The sequence below is a fragment of the Occultella gossypii genome (assembly GCF_019947135.1).
GTDB classification, from domain to species: Bacteria; Actinomycetota; Actinomycetes; order Actinomycetales; family Beutenbergiaceae; genus Occultella; species Occultella gossypii.
This window is the reverse complement of sequence record NZ_JAGSHT010000021.1, coordinates 137222-153626: the sequence shown is the minus strand read 5'-3', so window position 1 is coordinate 153626 and position 16405 is coordinate 137222. Positions and strand designations below refer to the sequence as shown.

14 protein-coding genes are annotated in these 16405 nt (G+C 71.2%); 8 read left to right on the top strand and 6 right to left on the bottom strand.

Going from position 1 to position 16405, the window contains the following annotated elements:
* Positions 1 to 13 precede the first annotated feature (13 nt).
* On the bottom strand, positions 14 to 568 hold the full coding sequence (locus tag KCQ71_RS21715; protein ID WP_223410152.1) for an isochorismatase family protein: 555 nt from the start codon (positions 566 to 568) through the stop codon (positions 14 to 16).
* A gap of 128 nt (positions 569 to 696) precedes the next feature.
* On the opposite strand from KCQ71_RS21715, the gene KCQ71_RS21710 reads away from it, so the two are divergent.
* Complete coding sequence (locus KCQ71_RS21710; protein WP_223410150.1) at positions 697 to 1158, top strand: PPOX class F420-dependent oxidoreductase; 462 nt, start codon at positions 697 to 699, stop codon at positions 1156 to 1158.
* Between the two features lie 71 nt (positions 1159 to 1229).
* Here the strand turns inward: KCQ71_RS21710 and KCQ71_RS21705 are convergent, their stop codons facing one another.
* On the bottom strand, positions 1230 to 2126 hold the full coding sequence (locus KCQ71_RS21705) for an aminoglycoside phosphotransferase family protein (RefSeq protein ID WP_223410148.1): 897 nt from the start codon (positions 2124 to 2126) through the stop codon (positions 1230 to 1232).
* Between the two features lie 146 nt (positions 2127 to 2272).
* Positions 2273 to 3040, bottom strand: a complete 768-nt coding sequence (gene map / locus KCQ71_RS21700; RefSeq protein WP_223410146.1) for a type I methionyl aminopeptidase — start codon at positions 3038 to 3040, stop codon at positions 2273 to 2275.
* 1234 nt (positions 3041 to 4274) lie between these two features.
* Here map and KCQ71_RS21695 point away from each other — a divergent pair.
* The 3 genes from KCQ71_RS21695 (at position 4275) to KCQ71_RS21685 (ending at position 6290) form a co-directional block, all read left to right on the top strand.
* Positions 4275 to 4724: a (deoxy)nucleoside triphosphate pyrophosphohydrolase gene (locus KCQ71_RS21695; RefSeq protein WP_223410132.1), complete on the top strand. Its 450-nt coding sequence runs from the start codon at positions 4275 to 4277 to the stop codon at positions 4722 to 4724.
* A 77-nt stretch (positions 4725 to 4801) separates the two neighbouring features.
* Entirely contained in the window at positions 4802 to 5413 is a 612-nt protein-coding gene (locus KCQ71_RS21690; protein WP_223410129.1) for a TetR/AcrR family transcriptional regulator, read from the top strand.
* Between the two features lie 181 nt (positions 5414 to 5594).
* Positions 5595 to 6290: a biliverdin-producing heme oxygenase gene (locus KCQ71_RS21685; protein WP_223410126.1), complete on the top strand. Its 696-nt coding sequence runs from the start codon at positions 5595 to 5597 to the stop codon at positions 6288 to 6290.
* A gap of 22 nt (positions 6291 to 6312) precedes the next feature.
* On the opposite strand, the gene KCQ71_RS21680 is transcribed toward KCQ71_RS21685, so the two are convergent.
* The gene (locus KCQ71_RS21680) at positions 6313 to 8178 is read right to left on the bottom strand and encodes an NHL domain-containing thioredoxin family protein (protein WP_249423356.1); all 1866 of its coding nucleotides are present in this window, start codon (positions 8176 to 8178) and stop codon (positions 6313 to 6315) included.
* Between the two features lie 122 nt (positions 8179 to 8300).
* On the opposite strand from KCQ71_RS21680, the gene KCQ71_RS21675 reads away from it, so the two are divergent.
* A complete protein-coding gene (locus KCQ71_RS21675) occupies positions 8301 to 11003 on the top strand; it encodes a lamin tail domain-containing protein (protein WP_223410122.1) in 2703 nt (900 codons plus the stop codon).
* 160 nt (positions 11004 to 11163) lie between these two features.
* Here KCQ71_RS21675 and KCQ71_RS21670 read toward each other — a convergent pair whose 3' ends face one another.
* Positions 11164 to 12561 carry a dicarboxylate/amino acid:cation symporter gene (locus tag KCQ71_RS21670; RefSeq protein ID WP_223410112.1) on the bottom strand — a complete coding sequence of 466 codons (1398 nt, stop codon included), beginning with the start codon at positions 12559 to 12561 and terminating at the stop codon, positions 11164 to 11166.
* A 364-nt stretch (positions 12562 to 12925) separates the two neighbouring features.
* Between KCQ71_RS21670 and KCQ71_RS21665 the strand changes: the two genes are divergently transcribed.
* The 3 genes from KCQ71_RS21665 (at position 12926) to KCQ71_RS21655 (ending at position 15763) form a co-directional block, all read left to right on the top strand.
* Complete coding sequence (locus KCQ71_RS21665) at positions 12926 to 14020, top strand: winged helix DNA-binding domain-containing protein (protein WP_223410109.1); 1095 nt, start codon at positions 12926 to 12928, stop codon at positions 14018 to 14020.
* A 126-nt stretch (positions 14021 to 14146) separates the two neighbouring features.
* The gene (locus KCQ71_RS21660; protein ID WP_223410107.1) at positions 14147 to 14506 is read left to right on the top strand and encodes a YciI family protein; all 360 of its coding nucleotides are present in this window, start codon (positions 14147 to 14149) and stop codon (positions 14504 to 14506) included.
* An 18-nt stretch (positions 14507 to 14524) separates the two neighbouring features.
* Positions 14525 to 15763, top strand: coding sequence for an RNA polymerase sigma factor (locus tag KCQ71_RS21655; protein WP_223410091.1), 1239 nt, complete (start codon positions 14525 to 14527; stop codon positions 15761 to 15763).
* Here the strand turns inward: KCQ71_RS21655 and KCQ71_RS21650 are convergent.
* Positions 15735 to 16337, bottom strand: coding sequence for a hypothetical protein (locus tag KCQ71_RS21650; protein WP_223410089.1), 603 nt, complete (start codon positions 16335 to 16337; stop codon positions 15735 to 15737). The two genes, KCQ71_RS21655 and KCQ71_RS21650, sit on opposite strands and share 29 nt — an antisense overlap.
* Positions 16338 to 16405 lie beyond the last annotated feature (68 nt).

Below are 16405 nucleotides of genomic sequence, written 5' to 3'. Positions count from 1 at the left end.
ACCCAGGGACGCGTCAGCCCCCGAACGTCACGTCCTCGGTGTCCGCGACGGCGGCGATCCGGCCCGGAGCCCGCTGGTTCCGCCAGTAGAGATTGGTGTGGGCGATCACCTGTTCCGGCGGCGGCGCGCCGTGCGTGCTCAGATCTGCGCAGGTGTGGGCGTCCCCGACGAGCGTCACGTCATAGCCGCGGAAGAGAGCGCCGTGGATCGTGGCGCGGACGCACGCATCGGTGTGGGCTCCGGTCACCACCACATGTCCGACGGCAGCGGCAGCGAGGGCCTGGTCCAGGTCGGTGCCCTCGAACGAGTCCTGGTAGAGCTTGTGGACGACGCCCTCCGGCTCCGCGTGGACCAGTTCCGGGATGCGTTCCCACGCCTGGCTCCCGTGGGGCATATCCACACCGGAGTCCTGGATCCACACTATGGGCACACTCCTGCGGCGGGCCCTCTCCACGAGGGTGCCGATGTTCGCCACCACCTCGTCCCGCCGGTGCAGCCCGGCCACGACGCCGTTCTGCATGTCGATCACCAGCAGGGCGGTGTTGGGCCGGGACTCCAGTGTGGTCATGAGGGCATCTCCTGGGTGCACGGTCCCGCGTTGACGGAACAACGGTAGGCCACCGACGAGTGCGGGATGATCGGACCCGAAGGCCCATGCGGGCCGCTGCGACAACAAGCGTCGACCAAGGAGAACCCGTGCCCCAGATCGCCACGAACACCACCGTCTCGCGCACCGAGCTGGAGGACTTCGTCCGGACCCGCCACCAGGGCATCCTGCTCACCACCCGCGACGACGGCAGCCCGCAACTCTCGCCGGCGACCTGCGGCCTGGACACCGGCGGCCGGCTCGTGATCTCGACGTACCCGGACCGGGCGAAGGCGGTCAACCTGCGCAAGCGGCCGGCGGCATCGGTGTGCGTGCTCTCCGACGCGTTCGGGGACGCGTGGGTGCAGGTCAACGGAACCGCCGAGGTCATCGACCCGCCCGACTCCGTGGAGCCGCTGGTGGAGTACTTCCGGTGCATCTCCGGCGAGCACCCGGACTGGGACGAGTACCGGGAGGCGATGCGCCGTCAGGCGAAGTCGCTGATCCGGATCACGATCGAGTCCTGGGGCCCGATCGCCACCGGCGGGTTCCCGGCGCGCCTTGCGGGCTGAACCGGGCCCTTCTTGCTTACGTTCCCGGCCGGGCGAGTCCTCGCCGCTCGGGCGAGTTCCGCCGTCGGGCGTCAGTGCCGCATGCCGTCGGCGAGCACCTGCCCGACGGCGTGGGCCGACTGGCGCACGATGCCCGGGTTGGTCTCCCAGTAGTACGGCAGGGCGATGACGGCCTGGGCGAGTGCCCAGCCGCGCCCGCGCAGCGAGGATGCGTCGTCCGCGCCGAGGGCGTCGGCGTAGGCGCGCCGGCTCTCGCCGGAGAAGACGCTCCAGGCCGGTTGCAGGTCGCAGGCGGGGTCGCCGACATTGAGGGCGCCCCAGTCGATGACGGCGTCCAGGCGGCCGTCGACCACGATCAGGTTGCCCGGGAGCAGGTCCCCGTGGATCCAGACCTCCGGCTCCGCCCAGGCGTCCGCGGCGAGGGACTCCGCCCAGGAGGCCAGCGCGGCGCGGCCGTCGATCCTGCTCCCGAGCTCCGCGACGGCGGCCCGGAAACCGTCGTCGGACTCGGACAACGGCCCGCCCCGCCACCCGCGCTCCCGGGGGTGGGCGCCGGCCGTGTCGACCCGGCGCAGCGCGGTCACGAAGGCGCCGAGTTCGTGGGCGGCCTGGACGAGATCGCCGGGGCGGGTGTCCGCGCTCGACGAACCGGGCAGCCAGGTGCAGATCGACCACGCGTAGGCGAAACCCTCCCCCGGGGTCCCGAGGCCGACCTGCTCGGGGATCCGCAGCGGCAACACCGGCGCGAGGCGGGGCAACCACACCGATTCCGTGACGGCCTGCCCCGCGGCCCAGTCGGTGCGGGGCAGCCGGACCACGAGGTCAGGGCCGAGGCGATAGATGTCGTGGTCGGTGCCGTAGTGGTCGACAGCTGTGATCGCCAGGTCGGCCAACCGGGGGAACTGGGCCGCGAGCAGACGGCGGACCAGGTGCTCGTCGGTGGGCGCCTGGCCGGGATGCATGCTCATTGGCGCCATCGTTGCGGCGCGGCGGCGACCAGGCAAGAGAATTGAGGGCCGCGACCCGGGCTCGTGACCCGGCTGCGTTGGCGGTACGGCCAGTCGGGCGCGTGCGTTGGCAACCGGGCGCAGGTGCCGGGCGCGGGCCGTGACCCTCAGGCGCGGGCGGTGAGAACGACCGGACCGTCCGCCGTGATGGCGACCGTGTGCTCGCTGTGCGCGCCACGGGAGCCGTCCTTGGAGCGCAGGGTCCAACCGTCGGGGTCGGTGTAGATCTCGTCGGTACCGGCCATGAACCACGGCTCGATGGCGATCACCAGGCCCGGGCGCAACGGCATGCCGCGGCCGGCCCGGCCCGCGTTCGGCACGTGCGGCTCACCGTGCATGGTGCGGCCGACGCCGTGGCCGCCGAAGTCGGTGTTCACGCCGTAACCGTTCCTGGTGGCGACCTCACCGATGGCCGCGGAGATGTCGCCGAGCCGGTTGCCGACCGTAGCCGCCTTGATTCCGGCCGCGAGGGCGAGCTCGGTGGTCTCGATCAGGCGCAGGTCCTCGTCCTTGGGCGTGCCGACCACCACGCTGAGCGCCGAGTCGGCGACCCAGCCGTCCACGCTGACGGCGAAGTCCACCGACAACAGGTCGCCGTCGCGGAGCGTGTAGTCGTGCGGGAGGCCGTGCAGCACGGCGTCGTTGACCGAGGTGCACAGGACCTTGCCGAACGGGCTGGCCCCGAAGGAGGGGTGGTAGTCGATGTAGCAGGACTCGGCGCCGGCGTCGCGGATCATCGCGTGGGCCAGCTTGTCCAGGTCCAACAGGTTCACACCGACGCGGGCCGCATCCTTCAACGCGGTGAGCACACCGGCCACGAATACGCCGGCCGGTCGCATCGCCTCGATCTCGGCGGGGGTCTTCAGTTCGATCACGGTTCCACCCTACGGCTTTCGGCAGGAACCTCACGGTTTCGTGGCGAACGTCTCACCGCTGATGGGTGTGTCGGTGCACGTGTCACGCGACGGGCCCGGCATCATGGAAGAGCAAAGCAAAGGCCCCTCGGAGTAAGCGTCCGAGGGGCCTTGCTTGTACCTGGGCGGTGAGCGGCTGGGGATGAGTCCGCCGGCTACTCCTGCCTGAGCAGTGAGCCTCCCTAGTACAGGTACCCGATGCAGGCCGTGCGATGCGGGTGTCATCCACACCCCCGACTTGTGGACCAAGTCCGCGAGCCGGTTCATCGTCGGGATCTGCTTCGAGCATCAAGTCCGCTGATGCGGGTGTGTGGTCCCCAGCGTCCTAGGGTCACACGGTTGCGTCGTTGCCGAGCCGAAGCTCCTGCCACGACGCGGGTCGTACGGCCCCAGCGTCCCAGGATCCGCACTCCGTACGGATCGAGGTCCATCCTGGCCCCGCGGTGTTCGGGTTCGGGTCTCCCCGATTCCTCACTTGCTAAGGCCCGGGCTGACCGGGATCCGCACAGTCGGCGCCGCCGGTTGTGCAATCGAGCCTTGCGCTGTGGATAACGGGTCTCCCCGTCGTCCGAGCCTGCAAGGACATCATTGCCTTTCCAGTACCGCCTACCGCCCCGCCGAACGGTTGACCCGTCCTGCGGTCCGACCGCTTCGGTTGAACTCCGCCACACCAGCGCCGGCCCGTCTTCCTCGACACCTCGCCTGGGATCACTCCCGGCGTGTTGCCTTGGATCTCGAACCCGCATCCGGTGAGCTTGTGCTCCTCCTCTGCGACCGAGTCGGTGAACTCGATGGGGTTATTTCTAGTCAGGTCATCGACCGTTCGCAAGGGGTTCACCCACCTTTCTTTTATCCCCAGTTGACCCACAGGTTGCTCCACAGGTTCACCTGCGGATTCATCGGTTGTGCACACAGCTGTGGAAGAAAATTGTGGATAAGTCGGTGTCGCAGAGGGCTTGCGGGGCCAACTCTGCGAGCGATCGGGCACCGCCGGCCACCGAGGTCCGGCCGGACCGCCGTGGACGCTGGTGGGAACCTCCGAACGACCCGCCCGTCACCCTCTCGTCACCCGCTCGTCACCCACGCGCTTCTTGCTCGTTGCGCGCCGGCTCCACAAGCTTCACCTGCGTAAACGTCGGCGATACACACACCTGTGCACAAGGTCTGTGGATAGCGCAGTCGATACGATGGGCAGATGACGCCAGCCCCTCGCTCCCTCGTGGTCGCCGCCGCGATCCTCGACGACCTCGATGCCCCCAGCCGCCTCCTCGCGGCCCGGCGAAGCGCACCGAAGTCGCTCGCCGGCCAGTGGGAGTTCCCCGGCGGGAAGGTCGAGCCGGGCGAGGACGACCTGGAGGCCCTGCGTCGGGAGTTGCGCGAGGAGCTCGGCGTGGAGGTCGCGATCGGTGCCGCCATCCCCGGCCCCGACGGCACGGACTGGCCGATCCTGCACGGGCACCGGATGCGCGTCTGGCTGGCGCGGATCATCGACGGCGAGCCGGCTCCCCTCGCGGACCACGACGAACTCCGGTGGCTCGGACTGGCCGAGGTCGACTCGGTGGACTGGCTGGAGCTGGACGTCCCGATCGTGCGTGCCGTCCAGCAGGTCACCGACGGGGTCGCCCGGCTCGACAGCGTGGACTGAGCGCACACCCGCCAGCCCGCCGTACTATTTTCACGACCGATTGGGCACCGGTGTCACGAAGTGGCATGATGCTGGGCGTGCCAAAGATCATCGGATCCACCCTCGCTGAACACCGCGCGCACGTGCGCAACAAGCTCTTCGCCGCGCTGTCGCAGCTCATGGCGGAGTCCGGGTTCGATTCGGTGAGCCTGGCGGACATCGCGGCGGCCGCCGGCGTCGGCCGAACGTCGGTCTACAACCACTTCCCGGACAAGGAATCGCTGCTCATCGCGTTCATCGAGCACGAGACCTCCCACTTCGTGGCCGAGCTGACCGCGGCGCTCGCGGAGGTGGCCGACCCTCAGGAACAACTGCGGGTCTACGTGCGCGAGCAGATCAACCTCAAGCGCGTCTACCACCTCGCACCGGGCCCGGACCTGCGCTCGGTGGTCTCGCACGAGACCGGGATGCGACTGCGCGAGCACGTGAAGCAGGTCGAGTCGCTGCTCGGCCGGATCCTCGAGGCGGGGATCGCCGATGACACCCTGCCCGACCAGGACGTCTCCGCCGTCGTCCCGCTGATCAACTCCTGCCTGTCCGGGCGCACCTTCCCGGACTCCGGACCCGAACGGGAGCGGGCGATCACCGCCACGGAGTCGTTCGTCCTACGCGCCGTCGGGATGCCCGAGGACGCCCTCCAACCCGCATGAGCATGCACCGGACCGGACCGGGCGCCCAGCTCTAGCCTCTGACTCAGGGCCGGTTCTCCGACCTGGTCGGCGCCGCGAACGAACGCCTGGGCGCTTGCCGGCCCGGGACTTGCGAACTTAGGTTAACCTCACCTATCTTGAGGGTATCTTCCTGACACTTCGTCGCGAAAGTTGCCCGAACATGACCCTCAGCCCCACGCAGACCGCCGTCGACCTCGACGAACCCGCAAGCCTGCTCCTGCGCTCGGCCACCCGGGACGTGCACGAACGCGCCGAGTCCACGGGCTTCGTCCAGAACCTCATGGGCGGCCACCTCGATGTGAGAGCGTTCGCCGCCCTGGCGGCGCAACACACCGCGATCTATGCCGCGCTCGAGGCCGCGGGGGACCGGATCCGCGAGAATCCCGTCGGCGCGGGCCTGGTCTTCGACGAGCTTCGCCGCGGCGACGCTCTGGCCGCGGACCTGACTGCCCTCACCGGCATGATCGGCCCCGACCACCGGGAACCGATCGCGGTCCTGCCGGAGACGCTGCTGTATGTCGACCGACTCGATCAGATCGGTGACGACGTCGTGGCCTACCTCGCGCACGCCTACACCCGCTACCTCGGCGATCTCTCCGGCGGCCAGGTGATCAAGCGGATGATGCAGCGCCACTACGGGCTCACCGAGGACGGCCTGGCCTTCTACACGTTCGAGCGGATCGAGAAGATCCCACCGTTCAAGGAGCGCTACCGGGCGGCGATGGACGCCCTGCCGCTGACCGTCGCGGACCGCGAGCGGCTGGTCGACGAGGCCCGGCTGGCCTTCGACCTGAACGTCGCGGTGTTCGGCGGGCTCGGCCGGCTGCACCCGGCCGGAGATCGCGCGGCCGAGTAAGGCTGAGCACGCCGAACAAGCCTCAGCCGAACAGCGGCAGGCTCAGCTCCGCGACCCCGTCGGCGCCCACCCGCACCGGGATCCCCCAATCCTGCTGGGCCAGGTGGCAGGCGGGGAACTCCACGGCCGGGTCGGCGTCGCAGGACGCGGCCCGGGCGGTCACGTGCAGCACCCCCTCGCCCGGCCCGAGCGTGAGCGTGCGGGTCAGATCCGTGGAGATCCCGACGCCTTCACGCAGCAGCGAGGTGGGTGTCGCGGACACGCTGACCTGCGTCGCCGGTCCGAACCGGTCGTCGAGCTTCTGGCCGGCCGCGGGGGTGAACACCACCGAGAGGTCGAGGCGAGGCCCCACCTCGGCGACCGGCCGCTGCGTGCGGTGCGCCCCGCCGTCGTGCGCCTTGCCGGCGTCCCCGAGCGGCACCCGGGTGAGCCGGTGCGCGGTGGACTCGACCACGAGCAGGTGCGCCCCGCCGTCGACCACGAGCAGCCCGGACGGCTCGGCGAGGTCCCGCGCGAGCGTGGTGACCTGCCCGGTGGCGGGGTCGTAGCGGCGCACCGCGCCGTTGTAGGTGTCGGCGATCGCGACGGAGGAGTCAGGCAGGACGCACACGTCGAGCGGGTGCTGCAGCAGCGCGTCGGACGCCGGCCCGTCGACGTGGCCGAACTCGAACAGGCCCTGCCCGACGGCGGTGCTCACGTCCGCGTCGAAGCCGCCGCTGAACTGCACGAGCCGCAGGGCGGACGTCTCCGCGTCCGCGACCCAGACCCGCCCGTCGTCATCGGGCGCAAGGCCGGACGGCTGCGCGAACCAGGCCTGCCGGACCTCCCCGTTGACGAGCCCTTCGTTCATGGTGCCGCCGACGTGCCAGACGTGCTGCTGCTCCTCGTCGAACGCCCAGAGCGTGTGTGTGCCGGCCATGGCGACGAGGAAGCCGCCGATGCGCGGCACCCAGGCCACGTCCCAGGGCGAGGAGAGGTTCGGCAGCCGGGCGCCGGAGACACCGTCGTGGGGCTCGTCGGCATTGTCCGGGGCACCGACGCGGTACGGGCGCCCCGAGCCGGCCACCGTGGTGACGTGCCCGTCGGCCAGCCGCACGCCGCGCAGCAGATGGTTCACCGTGTCGGCGACGAGGACGTCGAAGCCGTGCCGCGAACGCAGCTCGTCGGGGACCAGGCACAGGCCGTTCGGCTCGTTGAACCGCGCGAGGTGCGCGGGGCCGTCGGCCGCACCACGCTCACCGGAACCGATCCTGCGGAGAAGGGTCTCGCCGTCGGGTTCGAGCTCGACCAAACTATGATGGCCGGCGTCCGCGACGAGCAGGTTGCCGCCCGGCAGTTCGATCACCTTGGCGGGAAAGCGCAACATGCCCGACGGCGGCGCGGGCGCCACGTACGGACCGTCGCCGCGGTGCAGGGTGCCCTTCGCGTCGTGCTCGGCGATCAGTTCGCCGATGAGGATCTCCAGGTTCGGGGCGTGCCCCTCCCCCGCCATCTGCGCGACGATGTAGCCCTCCGGGTCGATCAGGACGAGGGTCGGCCAGGCGCGCGCGGTGTACGCGGACCAGGTCACGAGCTCGGGATCGTCGAGCACCGGGTGGGCCACGCCGTACCGCTCCACGGCGGCGACGAGGGCATCAGGATCCGCCTCGTGCACGAATTTCGGCGAGTGCACGCCGACGATCACCACGGTGTCCCGGTGCCGCTCCTCGAGCTCGCGCAGCTCGTCCAGGACATGCAGGCAGTTGATGCAGCAGAAGGTCCAGAAGTCGAGGATGACGATCTTGCCGCGCAGGTCGGCGAGGGAGACCTCCCGCCCGCCGGTGTTCAGCCAACCCCGGCCGACGAGTTCGGAGGCGCGCACACGGGCGGTTCGATTGCTCACCGGCAAAGCCTACGGCGCCCACCCGGCGGCCTGTTCCGTCCGTCATCGGGAGGTCGTCGCCCTGCGTTCACCTCCCGTTCGCCGGCTTCCGCCACGATCGGCCCAGCCCCCGACCCGTAGGAGACCCCGTGCGCCGTCCGATCCCGCTCACCCTCGCCGCCGCCGGTGTCCTCGGCCTGAGTCTCGGCGCCGTGATCGCCGCGCCGGTACCCGCGCAGGCCGCCGAGACCGACATCCGGATCAACGAGGTGTCCTCGAACAGCGCCACCTCCGCCCCCGACTTCGTCGAGCTGACGAACATCGGGTCGGAGCCGGTCACCGTGACCGGCTGGATCCTGCGCGACAACGACAACGCCCACGGCGTGGTGCTGCCCGAGACCATCATCGCCCCGGGCGCCTTCCTGATCATCGAGCCGGACGAGGGCCCGGACGGCTTCGGGCTCGGCAGCAACGACGAGGCCCGCCTGTTCGCCACGGACGGGATCACGCTGGTGGACTCCTACGCCTGGACGGACCATGCGTTCAGCGAGGGCCGCCTGCCCGACGGCACCGGGGAGTTCACCGACACCGAGCCCACGCCGGGTGCGGCGAACGTCGAGCGCGAGGCGCCGGCGTTCTACGACGCGGACGAGACCATCGCGGTCAACGAGGTCATGTCCGACGACCCCGACGGCGGCGAGGACTGGGTGGAGCTGGTCAACACCGGCACCGGGACGGTCGACCTGTCCGGCTGGATCCTGCGTGACGACGACGACCTGAGCGCGCTGGAGATCGCGGACGGGACCGAGCTCGAGCCCGGCGCGTTCCTGGTGGTCGAGACCAACGTCACCGACGCCGGCTTCGGGCTGGGCAAGGCGGACGAGATCCGGCTCTACGTCGCCGACGGGCTCGGCCAGGTGGACTCCTACTCCTGGACCGACCACGCGTTCACCGAGGGCCGCATACCGGACGGCACCGGGACGTTCGTGGACACCAACGCAACCCCCGGGTCGGCGAACGTCGCCCGGGATCCCAGCCTCGCCGTCGTCATCAACGAGGTGGAGTCGAACGGCGACCCGCGCGGCGACTGGGTGGAACTGGCCAACACCGACCAGGCGCAGACGGCGGACGTGACCGGCTGGACCCTCGTCGACGGCGACCCGACGCACGCCCCGATCGTCCTGGCGGGCGAGATCGAGTCCGGCGGGTACCTCGGCATCCTCACCGAGCCGCACTTCGGCCTCGGCGGGCAGGACAGCGTCACCCTGCGGGACGAGACCGGAACCGTGGTCGCGTCCCTGGCCTGGGAGAACCATGCCACGGCCACCATCGGGCGGTGCCCGGACCTGACCGGTCCGTTCGGGGACACCTCCGAGGGCACCTTCGAGCTCGTCAACGCCTGCGAGGAGATCCCCGGCCCGGAGGTCGTCGCCTCCCCCTGGCCGTTCGAGAACGACGTGCGTGACGCGGTCGCCCCGGGTACCTGGGGTGAGGACATGTCCGGCCTGGACATCGCCGCCGACGGCACCGTCTACGCCGTCAACAACGACAACGCCGAGATCTTCGAACTCGCTGGCCCCGGCGCGGCCGGCGAGTCCTACACGATCGCGCGGTCCTGGCTGCCGTCCTACCCCGGCGGCGCGGGTCAACCCGACGCGGAGGGCCTGACCGTGGCCGGCGATGGCGCGATCTTCCTCTCGACCGAGCGCGACAACACGGCGAGCGGAACGAGCCGACCGTCGGTGCTCCGGGTCGAACTGGGCGACGAGGGCGCGACGAGCACCACCCACGAGTGGAATCTCACGTCGATCACCGGAGCCCTCGGCGCGAACGCAGGCCTGGAGGGTATCGAGTGGATCTCCGACGCCGACGCGACCTCGCTCGGGGTGCGGGACGCCGCCGGCGCGACGTACGACCCGGCCGCCTACGACGAGCACTTCGGTGGGATCTTCGCGGTGGCCGTGGAGCAGACCGGCGCGGTGCACCTGGTGGTGCTCGAGGCTGACGGCGCCACGACGCTGCTGCAGACCGCACAGGCGACGGAGTCGGTGCCGGTCCTGATGGGGCTGGACTGGCGGGCCGGGGGCAACGAACTCTGGGGGCTGTGCGACGAGGCGTGCGAGAACCGCAGTTCCGTGTTCGCCTTCGATGACGGCGTGCTCACCTGGCAGGTGGACCACCACGCACCGACGGGGATGAACACGTCGTTCACCAACGAGGGCCTCGCGTTCGCGTGGTGCGCCGTTGATCCGAGCGCGGCGCCGACCACCCTGTGGATCTCCGACGCCGCCCACGACGGAGTCTCCCTGCGGGTGGCCGAGGGCGGCACATGTGCGCCGGCCGGCCCGGGCGAGCCCGGTCCCACGGACCCCGAGCCGACCGCCCCGACAGGGCCGACGGCACCGTCGGTGGACGAGCTCACCGACGACACCCGCGGCGGCGTCACAGGTCCCGCGACGGCCGAGCCCGGTGAGACGGTCACGTTCACCGTCCCGGGGGCAGCAGGTGCGACCGTCCACGTGTGGCTGCTGTCGGACCCGGTGCTGCTCGGCACCTTGACCGTGGCCGCCGATGACACCTTCCGGGTGACCATCCCCGCCGACGCGACCGTGGGTCGGCATCGGATCGTGGTCCAGGCCGAGAACGGCGCGCTGATGGGCTGGGCCGAACTGGAGATCGTGGCCGCGGACGACGGGCTCACCGGGCCGGGTGCCGGTCCCGGCGGGGCAGGACTGGCCGCGACAGGCGTCGACCCCGACGTCGCGGGGCTCACCCTTGCCGCCATCGCGTCGGTGCTGCTGGGAGCCGCTGCTCTGATCGCCCGCCGTCGCATGGCGACCGGTCGAAGCTGACGCCGGGTCGTGGGGGGGGGGGGGGGGCCCGCCCCCCCCCCCCCCCCCCCGGGGGGGGGGCCCCCCCCGCGGCCGCGCCGCCGGGGGCGGGCGTCGGGCCCTCCGGCGGCGGGGTGGGGGGGGCGGGGGCCCCCCCCCCCCCCCCCCCCCCGCCGGCTCGTCAGCGGGACCCGACGAGCTCCGGCTCGGCGGTCGCCGCGTCGTCGTCCTCGGTGAACAGGTCCTCGGCGTCCGCGCGGTGGTACTGGTCGAGGTCGAGGATGCCCTCCCGCTTGGCCACGATCGTGGGCACGAGCACCTGGCCCGCGACGTTCACCGCGGTACGCCCCATGTCCAGGATCGGGTCGATCGCGAGGAGCAGACCGACGCCGGCGAGCGGCAGCCCGAGCGTGGACAGGGTGAGGGTGAGCATCACCAGCGCCCCGGTGAGGCCGGCCGTCGCGGCCGAGCCGACCACGGAGACGAACGCGATGAGCAGATAATCCGTGACGGAGAGGTCGATCCCGTAGAACTGGGCGACGAAGATCGCCGCGACGGCCGGGTAGATCGCCGCGCAGCCGTCCATCTTCGTGGTCGCGCCGAGCGGCACGGCGAACGAGGCGTACTCGCGAGGCACGCCGAGGTTGCGCTCGGTGACGCGCTCGGTGACCGGCAGGGTGCCGATCGAGGAGCGGGAGACGAACCCGAGCTGGATCGCCGGCCAGGCGCCGCGGAAGTAGCGCAGCACCGGCAGCCCGTTGGCGCGCAGCAGGATCGGGTAGAGGACGAACAGCACGAGCGCCAGGCCCACGTAGATCGCCACGGTGAACGTGCCGAGCGGGGCGAGCAGGTCCCAGCCGTAGGTCGCGATGGCGCGGCCGATGAGCCCGAGGGTGCCGAGCGGGGCGAGGCGGATGATCCACCACAGCACCTTCTGGATGATCGAGAGCGCCGAGGCGTTGAAGGTCAGGAACGGCTCGGCCTTGCTGCCGGTGCGCAGCGCCGCGAGCCCGACCACGAGGGAGACGACCACGATCTGAAGCACGTTGAAGTTGATGGAGATCGAGCCGTCGCCACCGGCCGAGGCGCCGAGGCCGAGCGCGTTGCCGGGGATCAGGCCGGTGAGGAAGTCGAGCCAGCTGCCGGTGCGGCCGGGCTCCTCCGCGGCGTCGGCGCCGATCGCGGTGTTCTCGCCCGGCCGCAGCACCAGGCCGAGGCCGATGCCGATGGCCACGGAGATGAGCGCGGTGATGGCGAACCAGAGCAGGGTCTGCCCGGCCAGGCGCGCCGCGTTCGTGACCTTCCGCAGGTTCGCGATGGAGGCGACGATCGCGGTGAACACCAGCGGCGGCACGATCGCCCGCAGCAGGGTCACGAACGAAGAGCCGATCGTGCTGAGCGTCTCGGTGAGCCAGTTCGGCGCCTCCTCACCCTCGGCGTCGACGACGGGGCCGATGGTCAGCGCGAGCCAGCCGAGTCCGACACCAAGGACGAGCGCGATGATGATCTGCGCGCTGAAGGACGGGAACCGGAGCCGGCGCTTGGCCTGCTGGTCGGCGGGTGTGCTGGTGCTGGACATGACGATGGAGAGCCTCTCGGATGGGTGACGGGACACAGCCGGCCGTTGCTGACAGCGGTCGGCGTGGGGCGCGGCGACGCGCTGGGGGTTCGGTCAGCAACAGAGCACGCCGGCCTGGCGACCGGTCCACGGCGCGCCGCCGGATGAGGCACAGGCCTCGGTCCGCGCTGGTCATTGGTTCTCCCCCGAGTTTCCCGGTGCACACTGCAGCTCGGGATCCGGCGACCATCCTGGCCCGTCCGGATCGGGCCGGCGGCGAGCCTCCCGGTTTGTCCGACAGGTGAGACGCAATGCCGGCCCGGCACCGCTGGATCACGGCCGGGGGACTCCCGCGACCGGCCGGAATGGGGAATAGTTACCCGCAATGGGGATCACGCGGGAGTGGGTGCTGCGCCGTCGGATGGCCACGCAGCGGCTGACCTCGTCCGGCCTTCCTGAGCCCGCGGACGTCGTCCGGCTGCTGACCTGCGTGCAGTCGCAGGAGGCCCCGAACGCGATGTGGTCGCTCGGCATGCGCACCCGGGGCGGGACCGATGACGGGGTGCGGGCCGCGTTCGACGAGGGTCAGTTCCTGCGTACCCACATCCTGCGCCCCACCTGGCACTTCGTGGCGCCGCAGGACCTGCGCTGGATCCTCGGGCTGACCTCGCCGAAGGTGCTCTCGTCGATGCGCGGCCACTTCGCCCGGCTCGGCCTGGACGAGGACGTGGCGGCTCGGGGTGCGGACGTGTTCCGGAAGGTCCTGGCGGGACGCACGGCGTTGACCCGCCGGGAGATCGCCCCGCACATGGAGGCCGCCGGCCTGCCGCACAAGGGCCTGGCGCTCGGGGACCTGCACCTGATGAACGAACTCCACGGGGTGATCGTCAGCGGGCCGATGAAGGGCGCCCAGCACACGTACCTCCTGGTGGACGAGGTCGTGCCGCCGGAGACCCCGCTCGACCGGGACGAGGCGGTGGCCCGGCTGGTGCATCGGTTCTACGCCGGGCACGGGCCGGCATCGATCAAGGACCTGACGCGGTGGACGAAGCTGACCCAGGCCGAGGTGCGGCTCGGACTCGAGATCCTCGGTGACCGGTTGGAGCGGGTGGAGGTGGACGGGACCCCGCTGTGGCTCGACCCCACGGTCCCGGCCCGGACCGCACCGGAGGCCCCGCGAGCGCATCTGCTGCCGATCTATGACGAGGTCACGCTCACCTACCCGGCGCTGGGTTTTCCGGTCGCGCCGGACCATCCGCGTGGGCCGGACGCAGACCCGTGGATCGACCCGTACGCCTCCACGGTCCTGGTCGACGGGCTCAACGCGGGCACCTGGAAGCGGGCGCCGGGCCGGGGTGTCGCACGGATCGAACTGAAGCTCGCCGCCGGCCTCACCCCGGAACAGGTGAAGGCGGTCGAGGCCGCGGCGGACCGGCTCGCCGCGTACCTCGGGGCGGCCCGGGAGGCGTTCGTCACCTGAGGTTCTCGAGGGCCGGAGAAAACTTCCGAAAGAAATCTGGGCGAGGGTGTCGATCGGGACATCCGTCGTTCGTAGCAGGGATGAGAGGCGGGTCAGAGGGACCCACCCCGAACAGGAGGAACCGACATGACGCAGTACCTGCTCTCCATCTGGAGCACCGACCAGGAGATGGCCGACATCCCCGCGGAGGGCCTCGAGGAGGCCTACGCCCAGGTGGGTGCCTTCAACGACTCGCTCCAGCAGGCCGGGGCCTGGGTGTTCGGCGGCGGCCTCGAGCCGTCCAGTACCGCCACCAAGGTCGACAGCACCCAGGGCGACGCCGTGGTCACCGACGGCCCGTTCCTGGAGACCAAGGAACAGCTCGGCGGCTTCTGGGTGATCGAGGCCCCGGACCTGGACGCGGCCCTGGCGTACGCCGACCAGGCCTCGAAGGCCTGCTTCTCCCCCGTCGAGGTCCGTCCGTTCCAGGCGGTACCGACCGAGTGAGCCGCCGACGAGCCGTCGATGAGCACTGACGCGACCGCCGCCGTCGGACAGGTTTTTCGTTCCGAACACGGACGGTGCGTGGCCACCCTGACCCGCATCCTCGGCGACCTCTCGCTCGCCGAGGATGCGGTGCAGGACGCATTCATCGCCGCCGTCGAGAAGTGGCCCCAGGATGGGACGCCACCGAACCCCGGGGCGTGGATCGTGGTGACCGCACGCAACCGGGCCATCGACCGGCTCCGCCGGGAGGCGAAGAGCCATGACAAGTACGCCGAGGCGGCGCTCCTGCACGCCCGCGACGAACCCGAGCCGGTGGGTCCGGTGAGGGACGACCAGCTGCGGATGATCTTCACGTGCTGCCACCCCGCCATCGCGCCGGCCGCCCGGGTCGCGTTGACGCTGCGCACGCTCGGGGGACTCACCACGCCGGAGATCGCGCGGGCGTTCCTGGTGCCCGAGGCCACGATGGCGCAGCGGATCGTGCGGGCCAAGCGCAAGATCACGGCCGCGAACATCCCCTACCGGGTGCCCGAGGACCACGACCTGCCGGACCGGCTGACGTCCGTGCTCGCGGTCGTCTACCTGATCTTCAACGAGGGCTACACCGCCTCCGCGGGCGAGGATCTGATCCGCGCCGACCTGTGCGCGGAGGCGATCAGACTCGGCCGGGTGCTCGTCGAGCTGATGCCGGACGAGCCGGAGGCGCGCGGCCTGCTCGCCCTGATGCTGCTCACCGAGTCCCGGCGTACGGCCCGCACGGGGCCCGAGGGGCAGTTCGTGGCGTTGGCGGATCAGGATCGTGGCCGCTGGGATGCCGATCTGATCGCCGAGGGCCAGGACCTCGTGCGCGCGTGTCTGCGCCGGGGCGCACCGGGGCCCTACCAGGTGCAGGCCGCGATCAACGCGGTGCACAGCGATTCCGCCACCCACGCCGACACCGACTGGTTCCAGGTGCTCGCCCTCTACGACCGGCTGCTCTCGATGAGCCCGACGGCGGTGGTGCGGTTGAACCGGGCCGTCGCCCTCGCGCAGGTGGCCGGGCCGGGTCCCGCGCTGGCCGAGGTGGACGGCCTGGCCGGTGCGGGCCTGGACGGCTACCACCTGTTCCACGCGACCCGGGCCCAGTTCCTGACCGAGCTGGGCCGGACCGATGAGGCGGCCGCGGCGCTGCGCCGGGCGCTGGAACTGACCGAGAACGCCACCGAGGTCGACCTGCTCGCCGGGCGGCTCACCGCGCTCGGTACTCCCTCGGCCTGAGCCCGGGCGGCTCCGGCAGATCCGGTCGGGCGGACCAACCGGGGTCGCCTCCGGTCGGCGAGTCCGGTCGCGACCCGGGGCGGCGTCGCTTCGGTTCGGCGAGCATCGACCGGACCAGACCGGTCACGAACGCGACCGCGATGCCGAGCCCGATCGTGACGATCGGGCCGGCCAGGCCAAGCCCGGACAGTGCCCGCACCGGTCCGGCCAGCCACGACGGCGTCGGCGAGACGTAGTAGAGCAGCCCGGGTTCGCAGGCGATCGACCCGCCGCCGGAGCCGGTCACCTCTAGCGTGGCCTGCGCGAAGAACGGCACCCCGTTGATCTCGTAACTGCCCGATGACAGCGTCTCCACCTGGGTCAGGGCACCCTCGAAGGTGCACCGGCCCCCGCCCAGATAGTCGTTCGTGAGCAGGGTCACCAGGGAACCCACATCCCCATCGATGTCCGTGGTGCCCTGCCGGAAGTCGTTGCTGCCGACGATCAGGAGCATCGGGCCGGCGATCAAGGACACCGCAGCGCACACCGCCGCGATGATCGCGAGCGTCCGCACCAGACCGAGGAGGCTTCTCATGCCCCCACGATCGACCGGGATGCGGACCTACCGATCCCACCCCGTCGCCGCGCCGATGGCTGGCGAAC

What these genes read in the sequence shown, in the direction of transcription:
- KCQ71_RS21715 (WP_223410152.1), bottom strand. Translation starts at nt 568, where the DNA reads ATGACCACACTGGAGTCCCGGCCCAACACCGCCCTGCTGGTGATCGAC.
- KCQ71_RS21705 (WP_223410148.1), bottom strand. Translation starts at nt 2,126, where the DNA reads ATGAGCATGCATCCCGGCCAGGCGCCCACCGACGAGCACCTGGTCCGC.
- KCQ71_RS21695 (WP_223410132.1), top strand. Translation starts at nt 4,275, where the DNA reads ATGACGCCAGCCCCTCGCTCCCTCGTGGTCGCCGCCGCGATCCTCGAC.
- KCQ71_RS21685 (WP_223410126.1), top strand. Translation starts at nt 5,595, where the DNA reads ATGACCCTCAGCCCCACGCAGACCGCCGTCGACCTCGACGAACCCGCA.
- KCQ71_RS21670 (WP_223410112.1), bottom strand. Translation starts at nt 12,561, where the DNA reads ATGTCCAGCACCAGCACACCCGCCGACCAGCAGGCCAAGCGCCGGCTC.
- KCQ71_RS21665 (WP_223410109.1), top strand. Translation starts at nt 12,926, where the DNA reads ATGGGGATCACGCGGGAGTGGGTGCTGCGCCGTCGGATGGCCACGCAG.
- KCQ71_RS21660 (WP_223410107.1), top strand. Translation starts at nt 14,147, where the DNA reads ATGACGCAGTACCTGCTCTCCATCTGGAGCACCGACCAGGAGATGGCC.
- KCQ71_RS21655 (WP_223410091.1), top strand. Translation starts at nt 14,525, where the DNA reads ATGAGCACTGACGCGACCGCCGCCGTCGGACAGGTTTTTCGTTCCGAA.
- KCQ71_RS21650 (WP_223410089.1), bottom strand. Translation starts at nt 16,337, where the DNA reads ATGAGAAGCCTCCTCGGTCTGGTGCGGACGCTCGCGATCATCGCGGCG.